The organism is Roseospira visakhapatnamensis (assembly GCF_014197915.1).
Lineage (GTDB): Bacteria > Pseudomonadota > Alphaproteobacteria > Rhodospirillales > Rhodospirillaceae > Rhodospira > Rhodospira visakhapatnamensis.
On the sequence record NZ_JACIGK010000013.1, the window covers coordinates 71,418 to 97,315 of the forward strand.

Below are 25,898 nucleotides of genomic sequence, written 5' to 3' on the forward strand. Positions count from 1 at the left end.
CCCGCGGAATGGCGGCCCGCCAAGGCCCCTCTAGCGCGAGTATCGGCCGGGGGCAAGAGGGCGCGGACCCCGTGACAGGGCGCGAGACCAAACCCCCCTCATCCCTGCCATGAAAAGAGTTTGGTTGTGCGGGGCGCCGCCGGCCTCTACACGTCCGCAGTCTGGGGGGCTGGCCGATCCGTGTCCGGCGCCCCGGTCACCACCGGATCGCGCGCCCCATGACAGTCCCCTCGCCCGCCCCCGCCAGCCCCGCCGACACGCCGCGCCTTTCGCGCCGGGCCGTGGCCCTGCGCGGCGTGCGCGCGGTGATGCCCATGATGCCGGGGGTCATCCCGTTCGCGCTGGTCTCGGCCTTCGCGGCGCGCGAGGCCGGCATGTCGCTGGTGGAGGCCATGGGCCTGGCCACCATCGTGTTCGCCGGCGCCTCGCAGATCGCCTTCGCCCAGTTGCTGGGCAGCGGCGCGGTGGCGCCGGTGATCCTGCTGACGGTGCTGGTCATCAACCTGCGCATGGTGATGTACAGCGCCACCCTGGCCCCGCACCTGCGCGGCGAGCCGGCCTGGCGGCGCGCCCTGGCCAGTTACATCCTGACGGATCAAGCCTTCGCGCTGTCCGTCACGCGCTTCACCGAGGCCCCGGAGCAGCCGCATCGGGCGTGGTTCTTTTTCGGCACCGCCATCCCGCTGTGGGTGGTGTGGCAGGGGATGACGCTGGTCGGCCTGCTGGTGGGGGCGCGGGTGCCGCCGGAATGGGGACTGGAGTTCACCGTGCCGCTGGTGTTCCTGGTGCTGCTGGTGCCGGCTGTGCGCGACCGCCCGACGGGCGAGGCCGCCCTGGTTGGGGGTACGGTGGCGGTGCTGCTGGCCGGGCTGCCGTACAACCTGGGCCTGATCGTGGCGGCGGTGTCGGGCATCGCCTGGGGGGTGCACGCCGAACGGCGGCGGGCCCGGCGCGCCACCGCCCCCCACCCGCTCACCGGGAAGGGCGACGCGTGATGTTCGACTCCCCCCTGTCCACGCCCGTCCTGTGGGGCCTGCTGCTCGCCTGCGGCCTGGGCACCTGGGTGCTGCGTGCGTCGTTCATCCAGACCGCCGGGGCATGGAGCGTGCCCGACTGGCTCAGCCGCGCGTTGCGCTACGTGCCGCCGGCCGTGCTGGCGGCCCTGGTGACCCCCGCCCTGCTGCGCGCCGATGTGCTGTTCACCCCGGCGTGGTCGTGGCCCCAGCCCGCCGCCGGACTGGTGGCGGCGGCGGTGGCCGTGGCCAGCCGCCGGGTGGTGGTGACCCTGGTGGCCGGCATGGTGGCCCTGTGGATCTTCTCGGCCCTGGCGTGATAGCTTGCGGCGACTCCATACGCCTACGTAGGTTTCGTTCTCATGACACCAGATGCCGGGATCGTTTCCCTGGAAACCGAGGACCAGGTGCTGACCATCGACGGGGTTCGCCTGCCGGCCCGGTGGCTGCGCCCGGTCAGCGCCCCGGCGAATGCGCCGGTGCTGGTGTTCCTGCACGAGGGCCTGGGCAGCATCGGCCTATGGAAGGACTTTCCCGAGGCCCTGTGCCGGGTCACGGGCCTGCCCGGCTTCGTCTACGAGCGCCAGGGCCATGGCGGCGCCGATCCCCTGCCCCACGGACCGCGCCCGGTAGAATACCTGGAGGAGCAGGGCGAACGGGTGTTGCCGAAGGTCCTGGACGCGGCCGGGATCGAACACTTCATCCATGTGGGCCACTCCGACGGCGGCTCCATCGCCCTGCTGCACGCCGCCACGCGGCCGCCGGGACTCCGCGGCGTGGTCACGGAAGCCGCGCATGTGATGGTCGAGGACATCACCCTCGCCGGCATCCGCGCCGCCCGGGTCGCATACCAGGAGGGGGGATTGAAACCGCGCCTGGAACGCTGGCACGGCCCCAACACGGAGGGTGTGTTCTGGGGCTGGAACGCGACATGGCTGGCCCCCCCCTTCGCCGCCTGGGACATGCGCGACCGCCTGCCGTTCATCCACTGTCCGCTGCTGGTGGTGCAAGGGGCGGACGACGAGTACGGCTCCCCGGCCCAAGTGACGGCCATCGCCGAGGGCACGGGCGGTCCGGCCGTCCCGCTGCTGATTCCCGCCTGCGGCCACGTGCCCCATCACCAGGCGCGACCGACCGTGATCGAGGCCATCCGTGCCTTCCTCCAGGGTCCGCTGATGCGGGCATGACCATCATGCCGCCATAAAACTCAGCAGAGTGAAGCGGCTCCGGCGCCCGGGCGCCGGGTCGTGTTCATGACTGTCCGAGGGGAGACTCAACCATGCTGTCGTTCCTGCTGAAGTTGGTGGGCGTCGTCGTCATCGTGCTGGTGGTGGCCCATGCCTACATGTTTTTCCGCTACGATTCGTTCGACGCCTGCGAGGCGGCGACCACCAAGGTGATGCGCTCCGTCGCCAACGAGTCCACCGTCGAAGGCATGGCCGGCACGGCCATCGAGGAAGGGGCCGACCTGGCCCGCCAGCACGCGCAGCGCGGCCGGATGGGCTGTTATCGCGTCGTGTTCCTCGGCAACGGCGGGTCCTGATCGGACCGGCCGAGGTCAACCCGCCGCTGGACCGCCGTCCAGCGGCGCGGTGGCCTCGGTCAGCCAGGCCCGCGTCGGATCGTCGACCAGGGGACCGATCTCGGCCCGCACGCGGGCATGGTAGGCATCCACCCAATCACGCTCGGCCCCGGTCAGCAGCGCGGGGTCGATCAGACGCCGGTCGATGGGCGCCAGGGTCAGGGTTTCGAACCCCAACAGCGGGTGTTCGCCCTGGTCCGGCGTCGGCACAGGGGTGACCACCACCAGGGTCTCGATGCGAATGCCGAAGGCGCCGGTCTTGTAGTATCCGGGTTCGTTGGAAACGATCATCCCCGGCTCCAGGGCCACGGTGGACGGCCGCTTGGAAATGCGCTGCGGCCCTTCATGGACGCCCAAGTGGCTACCGACGCCGTGCCCGGTGCCGTGCTCGAAATCGACGCCGTCGGCCCACAGGGCAAGCCGCGCCAACGTGTCCAGTTGGGTCCCCGTGGTGCCCCTGGGGAAGACGGCGGTGGCGATGGCGATGTGCCCCTTCAGCACCTGGGTGAAGCGGCGCGCCTGCTCGGCCGTGGGCGCGCCGACGGCCACGGTGCGGGTCACGTCGGTGGTGCCGTCCTGGTACTGGGCGCCACTGTCCACCAGGTAGAGCATGTCCGGCTCGATACGCCGGTCGGTCTCGGCCGTGACCCGGTAGTGGACCACCGCGCCATGCGGGCCGGCGCCGCTGATGGTCTCGAAGCTGGGTCCGCGATAGCGCGCGCCCTCGGCGCGCAGGTCGCGAAGATGCGCGGCGGCCGAGCGCTCGGTCTGCCGGCCCGCCGGTCCCTCGGCGTCCAGCCAGCACAGGAAGCGGACCATGGCCACGCCATCGCGCCGGTGGGCAGCGCGCGCGCCGTCCAGTTCGGCGACGGTCTTGCGGGCCTTGGGGCGGGCGATGGGATCATCGTCCAGACGCACCCGGGCTCCGGCGGCGGTCAGGCGGAGATTGATCCACTGCGCGCACCCGTCCTTGTCCAGCAGCACCGACCGCTTTTTCGCCCCCAGCGCGTCCAGCGCCGCCCCAAGCGCCCCCGGCTCACGCAGGGTCACGTCCGGGTCGAGGGACGCCCGGGCGGCGGCGGTCATCTTGCGGGCCTCCAGGAACAGGTCCACGCGCCCGCTGTCCCGAAGGATCGCGAACCCCAGCGGCACCGGCGAGAACGGCACATCCGCGCCCCGGATGTTCAGCAGCCAGGCCAGCGCCGCCGGATCGGTGATCACCGTGGCGGCCATGCCCTTCTGGCGCAACAGGCCGGCGATCTCGGCGCGCTTGTCGGCGCTCGGCCGCCCGGCCATCTCCAACGGATGGGGCACCACCGGTCCCAGCGGCGCGGGCGGGCGGGCCCGCCACAGAGTGTCGATGGGATTGACGGCCAGGGGTTCCAGCCGCGCCCCCGCCCGGGCACACACCGTCCCGTGACGCTCCACCTCGGCCGGCGTATGCAGCCAGGGATCGAACCCCAGGCGGTCGCCCGCGCGCAGGGCGGATCCCAGCCACTCGCCCACCGACGTGCGGGCCAATGGCACCACCGACCAGCGACCGGTGTCCACCTGGTCCGCCGCCTGCAAGGTGTAGCGCCCGTCGACGAACACGGCGGCCTGATCCCGCAGCACCACCGCCAGCCCCGCCGAGCCGGTGAACCCGGTCAGCCAGGCCAGCCGCTCGGCATCGCCGGCCACGAACTCACCCTGGTGGGCGTCGGCCCGGGGCACCAGCAGGCCATGCATCCCCATGCCGTCCAGCGCCCGGCGCAGACGCTTGAGGCGGCCGTCGACCGGGTCCTGCGTCGCGGTCGCCAGACGCGCCGCCATGGCCCGTCGCGCCGCGCGCACGATCCCGTCGAGGTCGGGATCCCGAGGCCCCGGGGTCACCAACTCCATCCAGGCATCGTCCACCCCCGCCGGAGCGGCGGCGAGTCCGGCCATCAGCGCCCGCAGGTCATCCTTGTTTCGCCCTCCCTGCTCCCCCCCCCTCGGCAGCCGCGACCACAGGGCGTCCAGGGCCGCCTCCACCTCGGTCTCCATCCGCGCCGGATCGGCGCCATCGTCCAGCAGCCCCTCGATCACACCGGGATCCTCCGCGTTGGGGAAAGTCCCCAAGGAACCGGGTCGACCGGCGAAAGTCCAGCCCCGAACGCCCCAACGCCGTGCGCCGCCCTCCCCCTTCACGGCCGCGCCCGCCGGCGTCGGACCACATGATGGCGCCCCACGGTCCATGGGATCAGTTGTTGTATCCCACCTCGTTGACCATCATCAGCGCCCGGGCGCGGTGGCGAGCCACGGCGTCCATGTCCACGGTGTCCATGCGGAACGTCCCCCATGACCGCAACAGGTCGGACCAGGGCACACGCGCCTTGATCGGGTACTCGTGGTTGATCTCGGCGTACATCTGCTGGGCTTCGTCGGACACCAGGAACTCCAGAAGGCGAATCGCCATCGCGCGGTTCGGCGCGCTCCGGGTCATCGCCACCCCGGACAGGTTCATGTGCGTGCCCGCCCCGTCCTGGTCCGGAAACACGATGGTGACCGCCTCGGCCCATGCGCGCTGCTCCGGGTCCTCAAGCATCTTGCCCATGTAGTAGGTGTTGCCCAGCGCCAGGTCGCATTGCCCTTCCTTGATGGCCTTCACCTGGGCCCGGTCGTTGCCCTGCGGCTTGCGGGCCAGATTGGCCTTCACGCCCTCAAGCCAGGCGCGCGCGGCGGCCTCGCCTTTCTCGGCGATCATCGCCGCCAGCAGCGCGACCTGATAGGCATGGTCCCCCCGCCGGGTGCACACCCGGCCCTTCCAGCGCGGATCGGCCAGGTCGTCGTAGGTGGTGACCGCGCCTGGCGGTACCCGCTCGTTGGACGCGTAGATGACCCGCCCGCGCAGCGTCAGCCCGAACCACTTGCCGTCCGGATGGCGGAAGCTGGCCGGAATGGCCGACTCCAGCGTCTCGTTCGACACCGGCTGGACCACGTCCAGGTCGACAAGGTCGGTCAGATGGCCGATATCGGCGGTGAACACCAGGTCGGCGGGGCTGTTGTCGCCCTCGGCCCGCAACCGCTCGATCAGGCCCTCCTTGGCGAACACCACGTTGACCGGAATGCCGGTACGCTCTGTGAATGCATCGAACAGAGGCTGAATGAGGAACGCCTGGCGAGTGGAGTACACATTGACCTCCTCGCCGGCGCGCGAGGGACCAACGCCGAGACCAAGGGTCCCGACAAGCAGGGCCAGACCGAGGGCCAGGCGGCCGAGTCGAGGGAAGCGGACGCACATGGGGGGATCTCCGAACGGGTGGATGGACATGGAAAGACCAGGGACATGGGTCGTGGGACGGTCAACTCCCATGGCCGACCCTGGCATATTTGCGAATGCGTCTCAATGCTATTTCAATACTTCCGATAAATATATGGTTATTTTTCGCTCATATGGTGGTCCCGCGTTACAATGTGTCAATCTTGCTTGATTCGAGTGTCATCCTGGCTTGATTTCCGGGGCCATCGGGGTCTGAATACGGTGTCAGATACCGGGGACAGCGCCGGGGACTCTCCTCCCTGTTCCCCCCGACTCGCCCCTCCAGGTCCGGGATAAAGGATCGCGCAATGACCTTGGCCGTGCGCCCGAACTCCACCGCGGCGCGAGATGTCCGCTCGCAACTGCACCCCTACACCAATCCGGTGGCACACGAGGCGCAGGGTCCGCAGATCATCACGCGCGGTGACGGCGTCTGGGTCGAGGACGAGGACGGCAAGCGCTACATTGAGGGACTGGCCGGCCTCTGGTGCACGGCGCTCGGCTTCAGCGCCGAAGACCGCCTGGCGCGCGCCGCCTACGACCAGATGAAGGCGCTGCCGTTCTATCATCCGTTCGGGCACAAGGCCCACGTGCCGGGGATCACCCTGGCGGAGCGGTTGCTGGACATGGCGCCGGTCCCCATGTCCAAGGTGTTCTTCTGCAGTTCCGGATCCGAGGCCAACGACACCGCCCTCAAACTGATTCGATTCTACAACAACGCGCTCGGCCGGCCCGAGAAGAAAAAGGTCATCAGCCGCGTCAAGGCGTATCACGGCGTGACCCTGGCCACCGCCAGCCTCACCGGCCTGCCGTTCAATCATCGTGACTTCGACCTGCCGATCCCGGGCGTGCTGCACACCACCTGCCCGCATCACTACCGGTTCGCGGCCCCGGACGAGACCGAAGAGGACTTCGCCACCCGGTGCGCCGACGACCTGGAAGCGATGATCCAGGCCGAGGGGCCGGACACCATCGCCGCGTTCTTCGCCGAACCGGTGATGGGCGCGGGCGGGGTGATCGTGCCTCCGCCCACCTACTTCGAGAAGATCCAGGCCGTGTTGCGCCGCCACGACATTCTGTTCGTGGCCGACGAGGTGATCTGCGGTTTCGGCCGCACCGGCAACCCCTGGGGCTGCCAGACCTTCGGGCTGGAGCCCGACATGATCACCGTCGCCAAGCAGATGTCGTCGGGCTACATGCCCATCTCGGCGTTGCTGCTCAACGAGAAAATCTATGCCGCCGTCCGTGACAACGCGGGCCGCATCGGCATGCTGGGCCATGGGTACACCTACGGGGGGCACCCGGTCTCCTGCGCCGTGGCGCTGGAAGCCCTGGCGATCTATGCCGAGCGCGACCTGTTCACCCATGCCGCGACGGTCGGCCCCCATCTGCAGGCACGCCTGCGCACCCTGGCCGACCATCCCCTGGTCGGCGAGGTGCGGGGCGTGGGCCTCATCGCCGGTGTGGAAATCGCCCGCGACAAGGCCAACCGCCAGCCGTTCGACCCTTCCCAGGGCGCGGGTCTCGCCCTGGGACGGTTCCTGCACAAGCACGGGGTCATCACCCGTGTTATCGGCGAAACCATGGCCTTCTCGCCGCCATTGATTATTTCCATGGCGGAGATCGACACCATGGTGGACAGAGTGGCGTCCGCCCTGGACGACACCCTCGCGTGGTGCCGCGCCGAGGGGCTGCTGTAGCGGTTTTTCCGGCGGTCGTCCGGCCGCGCCATCAAGGGTTGAAGACGATCCCGGGGATCCGCCCGCATTGCCCCCCAACCCTTTGACCTCAAACCTGAACCCGGAGGTGTCCGCCGACCGCTTTGACCATCGTGCTCCCCCCCTGTCGTTGCCATCGTCATGAGGACCGGGTTAGTCTCTGAAGCGGGGGATTGGGTCGAAGCGTGGATCGGGGCATCGTCTGATCGAGAGGACGTGACCCATGGACTACAGAACTTTTTTCGCGGATCGTTTGCGTGGACTACGCGATGAGGGGCGGTACCGCGTGTTCTGCGACCTGGAACGTCAGGTCGGCAAGTTCCCGAAGGCCATCAACCATCGGGATGGGGACACCCATGAGGTCACCATCTGGTGTTCCAACGACTACATGGGCATGGGCATGCATCCGGTGGTCACGGATGCGATCTCCGAGACGGTGCGTCGCAGCGGCGCCGGCGCCGGCGGCACCCGCAACATCTCCGGCACCACCCACTTCCATGTGCTGCTGGAACAGGAGCTGTCCTCCTGGCACAACAAGGACGCCGCCCTGCTGTTCACCAGCGGCTATGTGGCCAACCTGACCACGCTGATGACCCTGGGCCAGCAGATTCCGGACCTGGTGATCTTCTCCGACGCCCTGAACCACAACAGCATGATCGAGGGCGTGCGCCATTCCCGCGCCCCCAAGCAGATCTTCCGGCACAACGACCCGGAGCATCTGGACGAACTGCTGTCCCAGTACGATCGCGACACGCCCAAGCTGGTGGCCTTCGAGTCCGTCTACTCCATGGACGGCGACATCGCCCCCATCGCCGAGATCTGCGACGTCGCCGAGAAGCACAACGCCCTGACCTTCCTCGATGAGGTCCATGCCGTCGGCATGTACGGCGAGCAGGGCTCCGGCGTCGCCGAGCGGGACGGCGTGGTGGACCGCATCGACATCATCCAGGCCACCATGGGCAAGGCCCTGGGCTGCATCGGCGGCTACATCGCCGGCTCGGCCGACCTGGTGGACTTCGTGCGCAGCTTCGGCGCCGGCTTCATCTTTACCACCTCGCTGCCGCCGGGCGTGGCCGCCGGCGCCCTGGCCAGCATCCGCCACTTGCGCGCGCACAACGAGCTGCGCATCCGCCACCAGGAACGCGCCGCCACCTTGAAGCGCCGCCTGCGCGACCTCGGCCTGCCGGTGATGGACTCGGTCAGCCACATCGTGCCGGTGCTGGTGGGCGATGCGTCGCTGTGCAAGCAGGCGTCCGACCTGCTGCTCACGCGGCACCACATCTATGTGCAGCCGATCAACTATCCCACGGTTCCCAAGGGCGCCGAACGGCTGCGCATCACGCCGACGCCCCTGCATGATGATGACCTGATGGATCATCTGGTCGCGTCGTTGCTGGACGTGTGGAGCACGCTGGGCATCACCACGCGGCAGGCCGCCTGAGCGACTCGCACGATCGAGATCGAGACTCGCACGAAACAGGACCCGTCACGGCATGTGGCGGGTCCTGTTTCGTTGTGGTCACGGTGCCTGACACCGGTCACCGGCCGGAACCGGGACGATCATCGCCGCCCCCCCTGGCCACGCGCGGGCCGCGCCCCCACCTGAGCCCGGTGAATCGGGTTCCAGGTGAACAAGGAGTCGGCCCCATGACGGACCTGTCCAACACCGTGATGGTCATCACCGGTGCCGCCGGCACCCTGGGCGCGGCGGTCGCCGAGGCATGCGAGGCCGCCGGCGCCACCACCGCGCTGGTGGATCGCGCCCCGGATCGCCTGCGCCAGACCCGCGATGCCGGCGCGACCCGCCTGCTTCTGGAGGGCGTGGACCTGACGTCGGAGGGCGCCGCCCGCGACATGGTCACCGCCGTGATGGACCGCTTCGACCGGATCGACGCCCTGGTGCACACCGTGGGCGGCTTTCACGGCGGCGACACGGTGCAGGAGGACGACCTGTCCACCTGGGACGCCATGATGTCCCTGAACCTGCGCACGGCCGTGATCGCCTGTCGCGCCGTTCTGCCGACGATGCGCGATCAGGGCGGCGGCGCGATCGTGACCGTGTCGGCGGGCGCGGCGTTGTCCGGGCGGGCCGGCCTGGCGGCCTACGGCGCGTCCAAGGCGGCCCTCTTGCGGCTGACGGAAAGCCTGTCGGAGGAGGTCAAGGCCGAGGGTATCCGCGTCAACGCCGTCCTGCCCAGCATCATCGACACCGCGCGGAACCGGCAGGCCATGCCGAACGCCGACCGGTCAACCTGGGTGGCGCCGGACGCCATCGCCGCCGTCATCGCCTTCCTCGTGTCCGACGCCGCCCGCGCCGTGACCGGGGTGGCGCTGCCGGTGACCGGGCGCGGATGACGCGGTCGGCCGGTGGCGGGGGAACACGGGTTCGGTGCAGGCGGACCGGGCGTGGGTCCGCCAAATAAAACATTTAACTTTTGTATTTTTACATTAAACACCATTTTCACTGTGTTAAAATATCGTTGACTCCACATTTTGAGTGTGGAATGGTCGGGACGTGTTCATGCCGACCCCGGAAGACGCCCCATGCTCGTGTCCCTGGACTTCACCAACCGCCCCGCCCTGGTTCTGGGGGACGGCGCCGCCGCCGCCGCCAAGGCGCGCCTGCTGACCGAGGCCGGCGCCCACGTGACCGTCGTCGCCGAGTCCCCGGCCGCCGACCTGATCGCCATGGCCGACGCCGGGGCGCTGCGCCTGACGCGACGCGCCGCCGCGCCCTGCGACATGGTGGGCCGCGCCGTGGTCATCGTCGCGGTGGAGGACGACGCCGAGGCCCGCCGCCTGGTCGACTGGGCGCGCGCCGCCCGGGTCTGGGTCAACGCCGTGGACCGCCCCGCCCTGTCCGACTTCTCCGTGCCCGCCCTGGTCCGCCGGGGTCCCCTGGAGGTGGGCATCGCCAGCGGCGGCGCCGCGCCGGCGCTGGCGCGGCTGGTGCGCTCGCGCATCGAGGCCGCGCTGCCAGAGCGCCTGGGCGCGCTGACCCTGTTCGCCCGGCGCTTCCGCGATGCCGTCAAGGCCACGGTGCCCGCCGGCCGCTCGCGCCGCCTGCTGTGGGACCGGGTGTTCCAGGGCGACATCGGCGAGCGCGTGCTGGCCGGCGACGAGGCCGGCGCGGCCGAGCGCATGATCGCGCTGATCAACCGCCCGGCCGAGACCGAGGCCATCGCCGGACCGGGCGTGGTGCATATCGTCGGCGCCGGGCCGGGCGACCCCGAGTTGCTGACCCTGAAGGCCCAGCGCCTTCTCCAGGCCGCCGATGTCGTGCTGTACGACAGTCTGGTGGACCCGCGCGTTCTCGACCTGGCTCGCCGCGACGCCACCCGCATCCCGGTGGGCAAGCGGCGCGGTGCCCCCGGCGTGGGTCAGGCGGCGATCCACGGCCTGATGATCGAGGCCGCCTCGGCCGGCCAGCGGGTGGTGCGCCTGAAAGGCGGCGACCCCCTGGTGTTCGGGCGCGGCGGCGAGGAAATGGCGGTGCTGGCGCGCGCCGGGATCGACGTCCACCTGACGCCGGGCATCACCGCCGCCCTCGGCTGCGCCGCCTCGGCCGGCATCCCCTTGACGCACCGGAACCATGCCTCGGCCGTGACCCTGATGACCGGGCATGTCCAGGACGGCGACGACGACGTGGATCCGGCCGCCCTGGCCGGCGGCGACCGGACCCTAGCGGTCTACATGGGCCGGTCCCAGGCCCCCGGCCTGACACGGCGCCTGATCGACGCCGGCCTTACCGCCGACACCCCCGTCGCCGTGATCGAGAACGGCACCCGCCCGGACCAGCGGGTCCATGTCGGCCGGTTGATCGCCCTGCCCGCCCTGGCGGCGCGCACCGGCGCCGGACCGTCCCTGATCGTGATCGGCGACGTCGTCCGGCTGGCCCCGGCCTGGCGCGCGCGCACGCCCGACGTCTCCCACGCCCCTCCCACCCGTTCCATCGCGAGGATCTGACCCCATGGCCCGCAAGCTTGCCGCCGATACCCCGCGCGTCGTCACCGCCAACCGTCTGGTGGACGGCGTGGTCGTCTACCGCACCGCGGGCGGCATCTGGTCGCCGCGTCTGCACCGCGCCCTGGTGGTCCGCGAGCAGGCCGCCGTCGACCGGCTGCTGGCGGTCTGTCGCGGCGACGTCACCGGCTGCGAGGTGGTGGACCTTCAGGTGATCCCGGTCCAGCCCGATCCGGCCGCCGGGCCGCGCGCGATCAGCCAGCGCGAGGCCATCCGCGCCGCCGGCCCGACCATCGCCCTGCCGGTGGACCGCCCGGTCCCCACCGCCGCCCCCCTGTTCTGAGCCCCCGCCGGGAGCCCCGCATGTACCAGTACGACACCCATGACCAGGCCCTGGTCGATCAGCGCGTCGCCCAGTTCCGCGACCAGGTGGACCGCCGCCTGGCCGGGGAGCTGACCGAGGACCAGTTCAAGCCGCTGCGGCTGATGAACGGCCTGTACCTGCAACTGCACGCCTACATGCTTCGGGTGGCCATCCCCTACGGCACGCTGTCGGCGCCGCAGATGCGCGTGCTGGCGCACATCGCCCGCCGCTACGACCGGGGCTACGGCCATTTCACGACCCGCCAGAACATCCAGTACAACTGGATCCGGCTGGCCGACGCGCCCGACATCCTGGCCGACCTGGCCACGGTGGGGATGCACGCCATCCAGACCAGCGGCAACTGCATCCGCAACGTCACCGCCGACCCCTGGGCCGGGGTGGCCGCCGACGAGGTGGAGGATCCGCGCATCACCGCCGAGATCCTGCGCCAGTGGTCGACGCTGCACCCGGAGTTCAGCTTCCTCCCCCGCAAGTTCAAGATCGCCGTGACCGGCGCGGCCAGCGACCGCGCGGCGATCAAGGTGCATGACATCGGCCTGCGGCTGCACCGGGCCGAGGACGGGGCGATCGGCTACGAGGTGCTGGTGGGCGGCGGCCTGGGCCGCACGCCGGTGATCGGCAAGACCATCCGCGCCTTCGTGCCGCGTCAGGACCTGCTGAGCTACCTGGAAGCGATCCTGCGCGTCTACAACCTGCACGGCCGGCGCGACAACATCTACAAGGCGCGCATCAAGATCCTGGTGGACGCCCTGGGCATCGACGTCTTCCGCCAGCAGGTGGAGGCCGAGTGGGCCACCGTGCGCGAGGGCGCCCTCGCCCTGCCCGACGACGTCGTGGCGGCCATCGCCGCCCACTTCGCGCCACCGGCCCATGAGGCCGGCGCGGGCAGCGTCGCCGACGCCATCGAGGCGGCCCCGGATCCGGCCCTGGCCCGCTGGATCCGCGCCAACGTGGCCCCTCACAAGGTGCCCGGATACGGCATCGTCAATGTCTCGCTGAAGGCCACGGACCAGCCCCCGGGCGATGCCACCGCCAGCCAGATGGACCTGTTGGCCGACCTGGCGGACCGCTTCAGCCTGGGCGAGATCCGCGTCACCCGGGAACAGAATCTGGTGCTGCCCCACGTGCGCCTGGCCGACCTGCCGGCGCTGTGGGCGGCGCTGGACGCCGCCGGGCTGGGTACCCCCAACATCGGCCTGATCAGCGACATTATCGCCTGCCCGGGCCTGGACTACTGCGCGCTGGCCAACGCCCGTTCGATCCCCCTGGCCCAGGCGCTGACCCGGCGCTTCGCCGACATGGACCGGGCGCAGGAGGTGGGCGAACTGCACGTCAACATCTCCGGCTGCATCAACGCCTGCGCCCATCACCACGTCGGGCACATCGGCATCCTGGGCGTCGATCGGCGCGGCGAGGAGCTGTACCAGGTCACCCTGGGCGGCCGCGCCGACACCGACGCCACCCTGGGCACCGTGGTCGGCCCGGCGGTGAGCGCCGAGCGCGCCGTCGACCTGATCGCCGGCTTCGTCGAGACCTACCTTGCCATCCGCCACCCCGGCGAGCGCTTCATCGACACCGTGGCCCGCGTGGGAACAGCCCCGTTCAAGGAGACCTTCCATGCCGCTGCTTGAGGACGGCCGGTCGGTGGCCGATCCCTGGATCGCCGGGACCGACGGCCAACCCGTTCCGGACACCGGACCCGTGCTGGTGCCCCTGGAGCGCCTGCGGGCCGAAAACGCGGCCCTGACCGCGCGCGGCGCGCCCCTGGGCGTCGCCCTGCCCAATGATGCCGAGGTCTCGGACCTGATCGCGCTCCTGGACGGCGACGTCAACCGCCTGGACCTGATCACCCTGACGCTGCCGGCGTTCAAGGACGGCCGCGCCTATTCCCAGGCCCGCCAGTTGCGCGAGACGCACGGCTACCGGGGCCGCCTGCGGGCCGTGGGCGAGGTGCTGCGCGACCAGCTGGCGTTCCTGGCCCGCTGTGGCGTCGACGCCGTCGAGATCGACCACCCGGACGCCGAAGCCCTGTGGCGCGCCGCCGTCGGCGAGATCGACGCGGTCTATCAGCCCACCGGCGACGGCCGCACCCCCATTCCGGCCTTGCGCCGGCACATCAGCCCCGCCCGCCGGGAGGACGCCGCATGAGCCCCACACCAATCCATGTGCCCCACCTTCGACCCGAGCCCGCGCCCGGACCCGCGCGGGAGGCGCTCCGCATGGCCGAAAGCCTTTCGGCCCCGGCGTTGCTGGAGCACGCGCTCCGTCGCTGGTTCCCCGGCGAGATCGCCGTGGTCTCCTCGTTCGGCACGGAATCGGCTGTGATGCTGCACATGGTGGCCCAGGTGAACCCGGCGACGCCGATCCTGTTCCTGGACACCGGCAAGCTGTTCGGCGAGACCCTGCGCTACCGCGACCAGCTCGTGGACCATCTGGGCTTGCGCGACGTGCGCGCCCTGCGCCCCGATCCCGACGATCTGGCCGAGGCCGACGCCGATGGCGCCCTGTGGGCGCGCGGCCCGGACGCCTGCTGCCACCACCGCAAGGTGGTGCCGCTGGAGCGCGGCCTGACCGGCTTCGCGGCCTGGATCAACGGCCGCAAGCGCCATCATGGGGGCCTGCGGCAAGGGCTCTCGTCGGTGGAGGTCGTGGACGGCCGCGTCAAGCTGAACCCCCTGGCCGGCTGGGGCCGCGCGGAGATCGAGCGCTACTTCGAGGCGCACGCCCTGCCGCGCCACCCGCTGGAGGCCGACGGCTTCGCCTCGGTGGGCTGCATGCCCTGCTCCGACCGCGTCGCGCCCGGCGAGGACGCGCGGGCCGGCCGCTGGCGGGGACGGGAGAAGACCGAGTGCGGCATTCACCGCGCCCCCCACAACCTGCGGCGGGAGGCAGCGGGGCAATCCCTGGGGTAGGAGGCCGGTCCGCGATCGCCACCAACCCCGACCGTCCATGACGTGACGACACCAAAAAGAACGGGCGGATGGCGTCACCAGCCACCCGCCCGACATCCTGGCCACCCGACCCCACCGGTTCCGGCGGGGTCGGGCGCATCGGCGTTTACACCGTCTCCAGAAGGCCGTCCTTGGTGGCCTGAGCCTTGAAGGCCTCGATCTCCTTGCGGTGGCTCGCTTCCAGCCGCGCGAGGTCCTGACCGGCCAGCGCCTGGAGCAAACGCCAGTGCCGACGGCGCTCCTCGACCAGTTGCACGATCGGCGCCGACACCGGCAGGCGCACCAGGGTGTCCGCCTGGACGTCCCAGGTGAACGGCGTCTTGCCCACGCGCTCGTCCTCGGTCAGGTCGATGTACTCGTGCACCGGCACGCCGTCCACGGCGTCGGCCAGCGGCCGGGCCGAAACCTGCTTGCGGAAGCGGCCCTCCTGGCGGGCGAAGTCGGCGGGCGTCACCGGCACCTTCAGGGTCTGGGGCTGACCGTCGGCGTCGGTGTAGGTCAGGATATGGGTGGACCAGTCCCGATCCACATCCGGGTTGCCGGCCAGCGACAGACGCTCGGCCAGCGAGTCGCCGGCCTCGGGATCGTGCACGAACACCGGGCACACACGCGCGCGCACCGCCAGGCGGGCATGCTCGCTGGCGACGGCGTCGCCGATGCCCTGTTCGCCCTGGCACGGCGTGTAGATATCCATGATCGCCGGGGACGAGGTGTGGGTGAGCGCCGCCAGGATGCTCTTCAGGAAGTGTGCCTGGAGACCGATGGCGGTCTGCACCACCATCACCCGGGGGTGGAAGACCGCCAACAGCGCCAGTTCCTTGCGCCCGTCCTCCTTGCCGGCGTGGGCCGCGCCCACCCGGGACAGGTCGGAGTCCTGCGCCGTCAGACTGGCCGTGGACGCCTGGCCGCCGGTGTTGGAGTAGGACCCGGTGTTGAGCACCACCATCTTGATGGGCGTGCGCGTGGCCAGCACTCGGGACAGGGCACCGAAGCCGATGTCGTAGGTGGCGCCGTCGCCGCCGACGCTGAAGACGGCGGGCATGCGCTGCCGCTCGGTGACCGAGAACCCGTCCCACCCGAAGTGACGGAACAGCGTGTCATGCTCCGCCGGATCGTAGGCATCGGCCAGTTCCAGTTCGGCGATGCGCATGGCCTTGTATTCCACGGTGACGTCGGCGCTGACGCCCTCGAACAGGCCCTTGGCCACCGCCGGCGTGTCCTGGAACAGGCTGTTGACCCAGGGATCGCGGTACTGGGTGAAGGGGAAGGTCGAGGAGTACACGCTGGAACAGCCGGTGGCGTTGGCGACCAGGTTGCTGGCCGGACCGTTGCCCGTGGGGCCGCACTCCAGGCGGTAGAGGGTGGTCTCCAGGGTACCCAGGGCGGACTCGATGCGGGCGCGCCGTGCCGCGTCGTCGGCCGGCACCGTCTCCAGCTTGGCCGTCAGGCCATCGAGCAGGCCCTCGATCTCGGCGATCTGCGCCGTGCGCTCCTTCTGGTGCAGGGCGTGGCTGGCGGCCATCACCAGACGGATGGCGGTGGCCTCGCCGCAGCCGCGACAGGCGCCATGGCCGCCGGTGGTGGAGTAGTAGGTGTCCCGGTCCAGGATCAGGCGCTTGGCCTGCGCACCGGTCAGGGTCCCGGTGAAGCGCGACGCGGTGTTGGGCAGCTCGGCCCAGGTCTCGAACCGGTCGCGCAGCATCTCCACCAGCGGTTCGTCCTGTTCGCGCTGCTCCAGGGCGCCCGGGGCACAGACGGTCACGCATTCCAGGCAGCCGCTGCACTTCCAGGGATCCAGGGCGACCGAGAACAGACCGCCGGCGCCGGGCTTGCTGCGCTCGATCTGCGAGTAGAACACGGCCGTCTTGGACACCGGATAGGCGGCCAGGGCGTCCGTGACCCGGGCCACGGCATCGGCCAGCCCGGCGTCGGCCGGGATGACGGCGGCGGCGGCTTCCACGAACGCCACATCCAGCGCCTTGGGCTTGTTGCCGGCCGCCTTGAAGACGTCGCGGATGCCGGCGCACAGGGCGTCCATATGCTCGCTCAAGGCGATGGTTTCGGGCGCGGCGGGATCCAGCGCGCGCAGGCCCCGGGCCATCAGGTCCTCGATATCATGCACGGTGGCCGGCATGGCGGCGTCGGGGCAGACCAGGGTGCACTCCAGGCAGCCGGTGCACTTGTCGGCGTCGAACACCGGCACCTGGCGGCGGAACAGGCCCTTGTCCTTCATGGCGCCGCTGCCCGGCGGCACGAACAGGCCGGCGCCGGGCATCACCGGCGACTCACCGATGGTGCCCTCGCGGAACGGACGCCCGGCCATGTCCTCGAAGTACGCGGGGTCGAACAGGGCGCTCGGCGAGCAGCCCCCACCCAGCCCGCACGGCAGCGCCGACAGCGCCACGGTGCGGGCGTCCGCCGCCTCGTTGGCCTGCTCGGCGTCCAGGAAGGCCGGCTCGTCGTAGGGCACCTCGACGGTCGCGGTCATGCCGTCGCGGATCACCGCCATGTTGCCCTCGACGACCGCCGCGCCCTTGCTGCCGAACTTCTTGACGATCTGTTCGCGGACCCGCTCCAGCAAGGTGGCCTCGTCGGCCCCATGGCTGACCCGCGCCTCATGGCCGCACAGGGCGCCGATGAAGGCGATGCCCATCATGCGGGTTTCCAGTTCGGCCGAGGGCGCGTGACGGCGCGCCACGGCGAAGGCGTCCACGACGTGGAAGTGAATGCCCTTGGCGCGGATGTCGCGGCGGGCGACGTCCGACAGGCCGCGCCAAACCTCAAGCGGCGACAGGTTGGACTGAAGGATGAACGTGCCCCCCTTCACCAGGCCCCGCAGCGGGTTGGTGTGGGCGAAGACCTTGTGGTCCGGCGACAGGACGATCTCCACGTCCTCGATCTCGGCGTTGGTGATCTTCACCGGCTCGGGGCTGAGGGTGATGTAGTAGTTGGTGGGCGCGCCGCTCTTTTCCGAGCCGTACTTGGGCGCCGCCTTGGAATACAGGTCCAGCACGCCGGCCAGGATGTCGGTCAGCAGCTTGCCGGTGGCCACCGTGCCGTAGCCCCCCACCGAGTGGAAACGGATGCGGAAGGCGTCGTCCGGCAACAGGTGCGGGTTCTCGCCGGTGTCCAGGGCCATCATCTCGGTCTGCGGATAGGCGGCCTTGAGGCGCGCCTGGGCCTGCGCCAGACGCTGCGGCGGGTTCTTGTAGAAGAACTGGGAGCCCAGGTAGACCAGGGGCGCGCGCTCGGGGGCGTCCATGGCATCGAAGGCGGCCACCAGGTGGCGCGGCTGCAGGTCATGGCCGCCGAGGCCGAAGATGGCGGTGGTCAGGCGCGGCGGCTCGGCCACCGCCGGGATGTCGGCGTGCTGGGCGCCATGGGCGTTCTCGCGCGCCTTGGCCAGCGCCCGGGTGACGAGGCCGGTCAGGGCGGTGACGTCGGACCGCTCCAGCACCATGACGCCGCGCTTGCCGGCCAGGGCGGCGGCGATCTCGGCCTCCGGGAACGGCTGCAACAGCTTGACGGAGATGGAGCCGACCTTGCGGCCCTGCTTGCGCAGGTGATCGACCACGGCCTCGACGTCCTGGGTGACGGAGCCCAGGCCGATCAGCACGGTCTCGGCGTCATCGGCGCGGTAGCACATGATGGGGCCGTAGTGGCGGCCGGTCATCTCGCCATAGGCGGCCATGGCGGCACGCGCCAGACGCGGCACATCGGCGGCGAAGTGGGTGAAGTGGTCGGCCGCGCCGGCCTGGAAATCCGGCTGGTTCTGCACCGGGCCGGTCAGGCCGGGGTTGTTGACGTCCACCAGGGCGGGGACGCGCTGGCGGGTGCCCTTCTCCCAGGCGTTCAGCCACTGGCGCCGCCAGCGGCCGCGCAGATCCTCGGGCAGGTGATCCAGGGTCCGGGACAGCAGGGCGCCCTGGGCATCGGTCTCGACGGCCTCGGCGTTGTCGGCCAGGAACGCCTCCAGCGCCGCCAGTCCCTCGGCCGACATGGCCTCGCGGTGCCGCTCCAGCCAGGCGGTCATCTGATGCACGCGACCCTTGGCGCCGAACAGGATCTCCTGTGCCACGGTGGGCGCCGGCATGCGGCCGGCGGGATCGCCCAGGAAGGCCTTCAACAGGTCCGGTTCGGGGAGCACCGCCTCGCTCATCATGTGGCTGGTGGCGAATCCATCCATGGCGTTGGCCACCGGAATCAGCGAGTCGGCGGCGACCTTGTAGGCGATGGCGGCGAGGTCGGCGGCCTCCTGCGGCGTGGAACCGAACAGAATGGTGTAGCCCGACGGCAGCAGGGCATAGACGTCGTCATGGCCGGCCATGACGTTCAGCGAGTGGCGGGACACCACCCGCGCCGCCACCTGCAGCACGAACCCGCCGACCTTCTTGCCCACGGTCACATAGTGGGATTCCAGGCCGTACAGGATGCCCTGGCTGGACGAGGCATTGGAGATGTACTTGCCGCCGGTCAGGGACGCGCCGAGCGCTCCGCTCTGCGCCGAGTGCTCGCCCTCGGGCTCGAAGAAGAACGGGTGATGGCCCCAGACGTTACAGCCACCCTTCGCCCGAAATTCCTCGTAGATCTCGGAAATCTCGGTCGAGGGCGTGATGGGATAGCCGATGACGCCACCACAGACATGGGACATGACATGGGCGACGGCCCCGTTGCCGTTGATGACGGTGGGGATCCCTGGAAATGTCGTGCTCATCCTTGTCTATCCCATTTGGTTCAGGGGGCGGCGACTCGGCGGTCCGGTCCCGGCCCCGGCATGTGTGGTGCCCGATCGGCTGATGGTTGGTCGCGATCCAGCGCCCCGCCCCGGATGCCCGCAGGGGACATCATCACACCCGGACGCGTCATCCACAGGTGGCGCGGTCGGCGGGGATGCTGCGATGCGAAATCATGATGTTACGTGTAGCCGAATGCCCCTGATAATAATAGTGTCGAATTTCGGCCGATCAGGAAGGATTTCTTCGTTATTGCGGCGCCATTGATCGACCTCGCCATCCTATAGGTGCGCCGCACCATTCCGGTATCGGGCCGACCCGCGTGAGCCACGGATCGCCCCGGCGCAACGGGTTGGCATCGCCATGGTGACTCTTGGCCGGGTCACTTCGGGTCTTGTTGTTTGTGGTTCGAGTCGGCGACTCGATCAGGGTCCGCCTCTCGCGCGCCGACAACGGTCGTCCGGACGCCATCACGTCCCGTCGGTGCCCAGCGTCCAGTCCGCCCTCTGCCCTGGCGTCGGGTTGGACCGGCCGATCCTGCCATACTTCGCCCATACGAAGCGTCAGTGTACCCGATTCCATCCCTTTTTTGCGTACGCTCGTCGGGTCCGGGATGCAATGCGATTCGACTCCAGGGCGATTCGACTCCAGGGCGATTTGACTCCAGGGCGACTTGACTCTCGGGAGACGTGAGCTCTTCGGCGATTTCTCGGCTGTGCGTCTTCCGTCGGGGGCGCCCGGTGCCGCGGATCCGATCGGCGCGATCGTCGCCTCCCTTCACCCCTGGCACGTTCCATGCCAGCCGCCTTTGGTCGCGAGGGTCGGGCACGACACCCATCACCACCCGCGAAACGAAAGGGGCGGTGCCGGGACCACGTCGGCCATCCGACAAAGACCGTCGCGTCTCGTATCGGATGGTTCCGTTTCGAACACGCCGGCCGAACCGACAGGGGGCGGGATCGGGGCCGCCGGATCATGTCCGGAGGAAGCCGCGCATGAGGCCGGCGTCGATCCCCCCTCACGCGCGCCGCCCCGTCCTACCGAGCTTTGACACCCGAGCCCCGGCGCGGGCACACTCCGCATCCGCACCCGCCCCGATCCAGGAGTCCCGCGATGCCCGCCCTTGCCGACGACACCGCCCTGGTCATCATCGACGTCCAGACCGACTTCTGCCCCGGTGGCGCCCTCGCCGTCGCCGACGGGGACGCGGTGGTGCCCATCCTCAACCGCCTGTCCGCCCTGTTCGGCACGGTGGTCCTGACGCAGGACTGGCACCCGGCGGGCCACGCCTCGTTCGCGTCGGGCCACCCGGGCGCGGCGCCGTTCTCCATGACCGCGATGCCCTACGGCCCGCAGGTGCTATGGCCGGACCACTGCGTCCAGGGCACGCCCGGCGCGGCCTTCCACCCCGACCTGGACGTGACCCGGGCGCAGATGATCGTGCGCAAGGGCTTCCGCCCGGACATCGATTCCTACTCGGCCTTTTTCGAAAACGACCGCGCGACCGCCACCGGCCTCGCCGGATACCTGGCGGATCGCGGCATCCGCCACGTCGTCCTGGGCGGCCTGGCGACCGACTTCTGCGTCCGCTACTCCGCCCTGGACGGGCGCGCGGTCGGCCTGGCCGTGACCCTGGTGGAGGACGCCTGCCGGGCCATCGACCTGGACGGCTCGCGGGACGCGGCCATGGCCGAGATGCGCGGCGCGGGTGTCGCCATCGCCACCGCCGACGCTCTGGTCGGGTGATCATGACCGAGACGCCCAGGCACGACGGCCCGTTCGAGATCATCGCGCCGTGCGCGACCGATGCTCCCGAGGTGTCGGTGCTGTGGTGTGCGTCGATCGAACGCCTGTGTGTGCGGGATCACCAGGGGCGCCCGGACATCCTGCGAGCCTGGACCGAAAACAAGACTCCAGAGCATCTGTCGGCTGCCTTTACCGATCCCACGCTGACGTGGCGGGCGGCGCGGCACGGCCCATCCGGCGCGATCGCCGGCGTGGGCCTGCTGGGTCCGGAGGGCATCATCCGTGCCGTCTATGTTCATCCAGCGTTCGTCGGCCAGGGTGTCGGCGGCCTGTTGCTCCAGATCCTGGAACGGGCCGCGATCGCCGCCGGCCATGACGCGGTGACCCTGGAGAGCACCGAGACAGGCCACGGCTTCTACCAGGCCCATGGCTACGTTCAGACCGGGCCGGCGGTCGGGTGTTTCGGTGTGCCGGCCCGGCCGATGCGCAAAGCGCTGAGCCCGACCGACCCTCAGTCTGGCCGATCGGCCTCGTAGACCGCGTCCACCGGAATGTGCAGGCCGTTCAACAGGGCGTTCAGGCGCGAGGCGGTCCCCACAACCCGCAGCAGGTCGGCGTGTTCGGCCTCGGTCATGCCCTTGGCCCGGGCCGCCGCCGTGTGCGAGTGGGTGCAGTAGTCGCAGCCGTTGGCGATGGAGACGGCCACATAGACCATCTCCTTGGTCTTCGGGTCCAGCGCCGAGGGCGTGGCCATCACCGCCTTGATGTCCGCCCACACCTGCTCCAGCAGCGCCGGGTCGAAGGCCAGATAGCGCCAGACGTTGTTGATGAAGTCCGTGCCTCGAGTGGCGCGGATGTCATCGAAGACCGCCTTGACGCGCGGATCGCGCTCGGGGTCTTCGGGCGGACGGACAGTGGCCATGAGGGGATCTCCCATGATCGAAGGACGGCGGTCGGGCGGTGGGACCGCCCCCTATCCGCGTAGTTCCGCGCCGGTGGCCTTGGCGACGGCGGCCACGACCTTCTTGCCCGCGGCCTCGATCTCGTCGTCGGTCAGGGTGCGGTCGCGGGGCTGCAAGGTGACGCACAGAGCGACGGACTTGCGCCCGGGCTCCAGCCGTTCGCCCTGGTAGACGTCGAACACCGACACGTCGGCGATCAGGGTCTTGTCGGCGCCCCTGGCGGCGCGCACCAGGGCCTGGGCGGCAACGTCCTCGTCCATCAGGAAGGCGAAATCGCGCTCCACCGGCTGGAAGGCGCTGGCCTTCAGCAGCGGCCGGGCCTTGGTGGGCCGGGCCTTGGGCTCGGGCACGGCCTCCAGGAACACCTCGAACGCGGTCATCGGCCCCTTCACGTCCAGCGTCTTGAGCACGCCGGGATGCAGGTCGCCGAACCAGGCCAGCACCGTCGGTCCCAGCTTCAACGCGCCGGACCGTCCCGGATGGTACCAGGCCGGCGCCTCCGCCACGCATTGCAGGCTGGCCACCGGCGCGCCCGCCGCCTCCAGCGCGGCCAGGGCGTCGGCCTTGGCGTCGAAGGCGTCCACGGCGCGCGGCGCCACGTCCCAGTGACGCGGGCCGCTGACCCCGGCGCGCAGGCCGGCGGCGACCATGGCCTGCTCGCCCGGCTCACCGCCGTGGAACTGCGGCCCCACCTCGAACAGCGCAGCGTTGGGGATACCGCGATCGGCGTTGCGCTGCGCCGCCGTCGCCAGATTGGGCAGCATCGACGGCCGCATGGCGTCCAACTCGCTGCTGATGGGATTGGCCAGGTCCAGCGCCGGCTGGCCGCCCCCGAACGCCGCCGCGTGGCCCCTGGGCAAGAACGACCAGGTCACGCATTCGTCCAGGCCGCGCGCGGCCAGCGTCCGCCGGGTGGCCACGCGCCGGACCTGCGCCCCGGTCAGCACCGGCTTGGGCATGGGATCACGGGGCAGCGACACGGTGGAAATGCGGTCGAACCCGTAGACGCGGGCCACCTCCTCCACCAAGTCGTGCTCGCCGGTGATGTCCATCCGCCAAGAGGGCACGATCACGGTCAGCGCGCCATCCTCGTTCTCGGCCAGGACCTCGCAGCCGAGGTCCTCGAGGATCCGCCGGCACTCGGCCCCGGTCACCGACAGCCCGCACAGCCGCCGCACCCGCATGGGATTCAGCGACACCTCGGTGCGCCAGGCCGGCACGGCGCCCTCGATCACCAGATGCGACGCCTCACCGCCACACCAGTCCAGGATCAAGCGCGTGCCCATCTCGGCGCCCATGATGGCGCTTTCCGGGTCCACGCCACGCTCGAACCGGTAGCGGGCATCGCTCTCCAGCCCCAAGCGGCGGCCGGTGGCGGCGACGCGGCGAGCGTCGAACAGGGCGCTCTCCAGGAAGACATTGACGGTCTCCCCGGTGCAACCGCTGTGCAGGCCGCCCATGACACCACCAAGGGCCTGGGGACCGGCGTCGTCGGCGATGACCACGTCGGCGGACGTCAGCGAGTACGTCTTCTCGTCCAGCGCCACCATGGTCTCGCCGGACCGCGCGAAGCGGGGATGCATGTCGCCGGTCAGCCTGTCGGCGTCGAACACATGCAGCGGCCGGCCGAACTGCAAGGAGATGAGGTTGGTCACATCCACCAGCGCCGAGATGGGCCGCAGGCCGACGGCCGTCAGCCGGTCCTTGACCCACTGCGGGCTCTCGCCGTTCGTCACGCCCCGGATGAAGCGCCCCACGAACAGCGGACAGGCCTCGCGATCGGCCTTGTCAAAGCCATGGCTGATCCGCACCGGGCTGTCGAAGGTTCCGGGCACGGGCTCGACGGTCAGCGGTTTCAGGGTGCCCAGGCCGGAGGCCGCGAGATCCCGGGCCACACCGCGCACCCCCAGGCAGTCGGCCCGGTTGGGGGTGATGGCGATGTCGATGACCGGGTCCAGCGGCAGCACGTCGGCGACACTCATGCCCAGGGGCGCGTCGGCGGGCAGTTCGATGATGCCGCTGTGATCGTCTCCCAGGCCCAGTTCCCGGGACGAACACAGCATGCCCTCGCTGTCCACGCCCCGGATGCGGCCGGTCTTCAGCACCTGGCCGCTCTCGGGGATGGTCATGCCCGGGCGCGCCAGCACCCCCTTGAGGCCGGCGCGGGCGTTGGGCGCCCCGCAGACGATGCGCAGGTCCCGGCCGCCATCGCCGGTGCGCACGGTGCACACCTTCAGCCGGTCGGCGTCGGGATGCTTCTCGGCGGTCACCACCTCGGCCACCGTGAACGGCGCGAGCACGGTGCGCAGGTCGGTGACCTCCTCCACCTCCAGGCCCAGCATGGTGAGGCGGTCGGCGATGGCCTCCAGCGGCGCGTCGGTTTCCAGATGCTCCTTGAGCCAGGACAGGGTGAACTTCATCGGGCCAGCCCTCCATGCAACGTCGGCACGTCGAGCGCCGCGAACCCGTAATGGCGCAACCACCGAAGATCGGAGTCGAAGAAGGTCCGCAGGTCGGGAATGCCGTACTTCAGCATGGCGATGCGTTCCAGGCCGACGCCGAAGGCGAAGCCCTGCACCTCCTCCGGGTCCAGCCCACAGGCGCGCAACACATTGGGATGCACCATCCCGCACCCCAGGATCTCCAGCCAGTCGTCGCCGACGCCGATGCGCAGTTCGCCACCCTTGCGGGAACAGCGAATGTCCACCTCCGCGGAGGGCTCCGTGAACGGAAAGAACGACGGCCGGAAGCGCATGGGGACGTCATCGACCTCGAAGTACGCCTGCACGAACTCTTGCAGGCAGCCCTTCAGGTGCCCCATGTGCGTGGTCTGGTCGAGCACCAGACCCTCGAACTGATGGAACATGGGCGTGTGCGTCATGTCGGAATCGCTGCGGTAGGTGCGCCCCGGCGCCAGGATACGGATCGGCGGCGCCTGGTTGAGCATGGTGCGCACCTGCACCGGAGAAGTGTGGGTGCGGAGCACGTGACGCGTGCCATCCGCCCGCTCCGGCAGGAAGAAGGTGTCGTGCATCTCCCGCGCCGGATGGCCGGGCGGAAAGTTCAGGGCGGTGAAGTTGTGGAAGTCATCCTCGATGTCCGGTCCCTCGGCCACCGCGAAGCCCATCTGTCCGAAGATGGCCACGACCTCGTCCCAGGTCTGGCTGATGGGATGGACGGCCCCGCTCCGCGCCGGCCGCGCGGGCAGTGTGACATCGACGCGCTCGCGGCCCAGGCGGGCCTCCAGCTCGGCCGCCTCCAGGGCGGCGCGGCGGCCCTCGATGGTCTGGACGATGGCGTCCTTGACCCGGTTCATCTGCTGTCCGGCCGCCTTGCGGGTTTCCGGATCCATGCCGCCCAGGGACTTCATCAGGGCGGTGACGCGCCCCTTCTTGCCAAGGGCCGCGACACGGGTCTCCTCCAGGGCGGCCAGGTCGGGCGCGGCGGCGATGGCGGCGACCACCTCGGCGCGCAATGTCTCCAGGTCTTCCATGGATACTCCCGTCAACGGCGATAGGGGTGCGGGGGATACGGGTCGCGCGAGACCCGGACCCGGGCGTCGGAT

At 70.3% G+C, this 25,898-nt stretch carries 20 protein-coding genes; 14 read left to right on the forward strand and 6 right to left on the reverse strand.

Going from position 1 to position 25,898, the window contains the following annotated elements:
- Positions 1–218: 218 nt before the first annotated feature.
- The 4 genes from GGD89_RS10095 to GGD89_RS10110 all read left to right on the forward strand — a co-directional run bounded on the left by GGD89_RS10095 (position 219) and on the right by GGD89_RS10110 (position 2,556).
- Positions 219–995, forward strand: coding sequence for an AzlC family ABC transporter permease (locus GGD89_RS10095; protein ID WP_184044778.1), 777 nt, complete (start codon positions 219–221; stop codon positions 993–995).
- Positions 995–1,333: an AzlD domain-containing protein gene (locus tag GGD89_RS10100; RefSeq protein WP_246423031.1), complete on the forward strand. Its 339-nt coding sequence runs from the start codon at positions 995–997 to the stop codon at positions 1,331–1,333. The genes GGD89_RS10095 and GGD89_RS10100 overlap by 1 nt, the downstream gene beginning before the upstream one ends.
- A gap of 42 nt (positions 1,334–1,375) precedes the next feature.
- Positions 1,376–2,200, forward strand: a complete 825-nt coding sequence (locus GGD89_RS10105; protein WP_184044781.1) for an alpha/beta fold hydrolase — start codon at positions 1,376–1,378, stop codon at positions 2,198–2,200.
- A 92-nt stretch (positions 2,201–2,292) separates the two neighbouring features.
- Entirely contained in the window at positions 2,293–2,556 is a 264-nt protein-coding gene (locus tag GGD89_RS10110; protein WP_184044783.1) for a hypothetical protein, read from the forward strand.
- 15 nt (positions 2,557–2,571) lie between these two features.
- Here GGD89_RS10110 and GGD89_RS10115 read toward each other — a convergent pair whose 3' ends face one another.
- The gene (locus GGD89_RS10115; protein WP_343058579.1) at positions 2,572–4,662 is read right to left on the reverse strand and encodes an aminopeptidase P family protein; all 2,091 of its coding nucleotides are present in this window, start codon (positions 4,660–4,662) and stop codon (positions 2,572–2,574) included.
- A 154-nt stretch (positions 4,663–4,816) separates the two neighbouring features.
- The gene (locus GGD89_RS10120; RefSeq protein WP_184044786.1) at positions 4,817–5,857 is read right to left on the reverse strand and encodes a Fe(3+) ABC transporter substrate-binding protein; all 1,041 of its coding nucleotides are present in this window, start codon (positions 5,855–5,857) and stop codon (positions 4,817–4,819) included.
- A 326-nt stretch (positions 5,858–6,183) separates the two neighbouring features.
- Between GGD89_RS10120 and GGD89_RS10125 the strand changes: the two genes are divergently transcribed.
- The 8 genes from GGD89_RS10125 to GGD89_RS10160 all read left to right on the forward strand — a co-directional run bounded on the left by GGD89_RS10125 (position 6,184) and on the right by GGD89_RS10160 (position 14,853).
- A complete protein-coding gene (locus GGD89_RS10125) occupies positions 6,184–7,575 on the forward strand; it encodes an aspartate aminotransferase family protein (RefSeq protein WP_221238405.1) in 1,392 nt (463 codons plus the stop codon).
- Positions 7,576–7,816: 241 nt separating this feature from the next.
- A complete protein-coding gene (gene hemA / locus GGD89_RS10130) occupies positions 7,817–9,034 on the forward strand; it encodes a 5-aminolevulinate synthase (protein WP_184044789.1) in 1,218 nt (405 codons plus the stop codon).
- Between the two features lie 206 nt (positions 9,035–9,240).
- Positions 9,241–9,948, forward strand: coding sequence for an SDR family NAD(P)-dependent oxidoreductase (locus GGD89_RS10135; RefSeq protein ID WP_184044791.1), 708 nt, complete (start codon positions 9,241–9,243; stop codon positions 9,946–9,948).
- Between the two features lie 189 nt (positions 9,949–10,137).
- Complete coding sequence (gene cysG / locus GGD89_RS10140) at positions 10,138–11,559, forward strand: siroheme synthase CysG (protein ID WP_184044794.1); 1,422 nt, start codon at positions 10,138–10,140, stop codon at positions 11,557–11,559.
- A 4-nt stretch (positions 11,560–11,563) separates the two neighbouring features.
- Positions 11,564–11,899, forward strand: a complete 336-nt coding sequence (locus GGD89_RS10145; RefSeq protein WP_184044797.1) for a DUF2849 domain-containing protein — start codon at positions 11,564–11,566, stop codon at positions 11,897–11,899.
- 20 nt (positions 11,900–11,919) lie between these two features.
- Positions 11,920–13,572: a nitrite/sulfite reductase gene (locus GGD89_RS10150; protein WP_184044800.1), complete on the forward strand. Its 1,653-nt coding sequence runs from the start codon at positions 11,920–11,922 to the stop codon at positions 13,570–13,572.
- Positions 13,559–14,089: a DUF934 domain-containing protein gene (locus GGD89_RS10155; protein ID WP_184044804.1), complete on the forward strand. Its 531-nt coding sequence runs from the start codon at positions 13,559–13,561 to the stop codon at positions 14,087–14,089. The genes GGD89_RS10150 and GGD89_RS10155 overlap by 14 nt, the downstream gene beginning before the upstream one ends.
- A 71-nt stretch (positions 14,090–14,160) precedes the next feature.
- Positions 14,161–14,853 carry a phosphoadenylyl-sulfate reductase gene (locus tag GGD89_RS10160; protein ID WP_221238406.1) on the forward strand — a complete coding sequence of 231 codons (693 nt, stop codon included), beginning with the start codon at positions 14,161–14,163 and terminating at the stop codon, positions 14,851–14,853.
- Between the two features lie 145 nt (positions 14,854–14,998).
- Here the strand turns inward: GGD89_RS10160 and GGD89_RS10165 are convergent, their stop codons facing one another.
- A complete protein-coding gene (locus tag GGD89_RS10165) occupies positions 14,999–19,606 on the reverse strand; it encodes a 2-oxoacid:acceptor oxidoreductase family protein (RefSeq protein ID WP_184044809.1) in 4,608 nt (1,535 codons plus the stop codon).
- Between the two features lie 1,132 nt (positions 19,607–20,738).
- Between GGD89_RS10165 and pncA the strand changes: the two genes are divergently transcribed.
- Together pncA and GGD89_RS10175 are read left to right on the forward strand one after the other, a co-directional pair.
- On the forward strand, positions 20,739–21,371 hold the full coding sequence (gene pncA, locus GGD89_RS10170) for a bifunctional nicotinamidase/pyrazinamidase (protein WP_184044812.1): 633 nt from the start codon (positions 20,739–20,741) through the stop codon (positions 21,369–21,371).
- 2 nt (positions 21,372–21,373) lie between these two features.
- Complete coding sequence (locus GGD89_RS10175) at positions 21,374–21,907, forward strand: GNAT family N-acetyltransferase (RefSeq protein ID WP_184044815.1); 534 nt, start codon at positions 21,374–21,376, stop codon at positions 21,905–21,907.
- Here GGD89_RS10175 and GGD89_RS10180 read toward each other — a convergent pair.
- The 3 genes from GGD89_RS10180 to pheS are packed head-to-tail and all read right to left on the reverse strand — an operon-like array spanning position 21,883 to position 25,826.
- Positions 21,883–22,293 carry a carboxymuconolactone decarboxylase family protein gene (locus tag GGD89_RS10180; RefSeq protein ID WP_184044818.1) on the reverse strand — a complete coding sequence of 137 codons (411 nt, stop codon included), beginning with the start codon at positions 22,291–22,293 and terminating at the stop codon, positions 21,883–21,885. The genes GGD89_RS10175 and GGD89_RS10180 overlap by 25 nt on opposite strands.
- A gap of 51 nt (positions 22,294–22,344) precedes the next feature.
- On the reverse strand, positions 22,345–24,753 hold the full coding sequence (gene pheT, locus GGD89_RS10185; RefSeq protein WP_184044821.1) for a phenylalanine--tRNA ligase subunit beta: 2,409 nt from the start codon (positions 24,751–24,753) through the stop codon (positions 22,345–22,347).
- A complete protein-coding gene (pheS, locus tag GGD89_RS10190) occupies positions 24,750–25,826 on the reverse strand; it encodes a phenylalanine--tRNA ligase subunit alpha (protein WP_184044824.1) in 1,077 nt (358 codons plus the stop codon). Before pheS ends, pheT begins: the two co-directional genes overlap by 4 nt.
- Between the last annotated feature and the right edge of the window lie 72 nt (positions 25,827–25,898).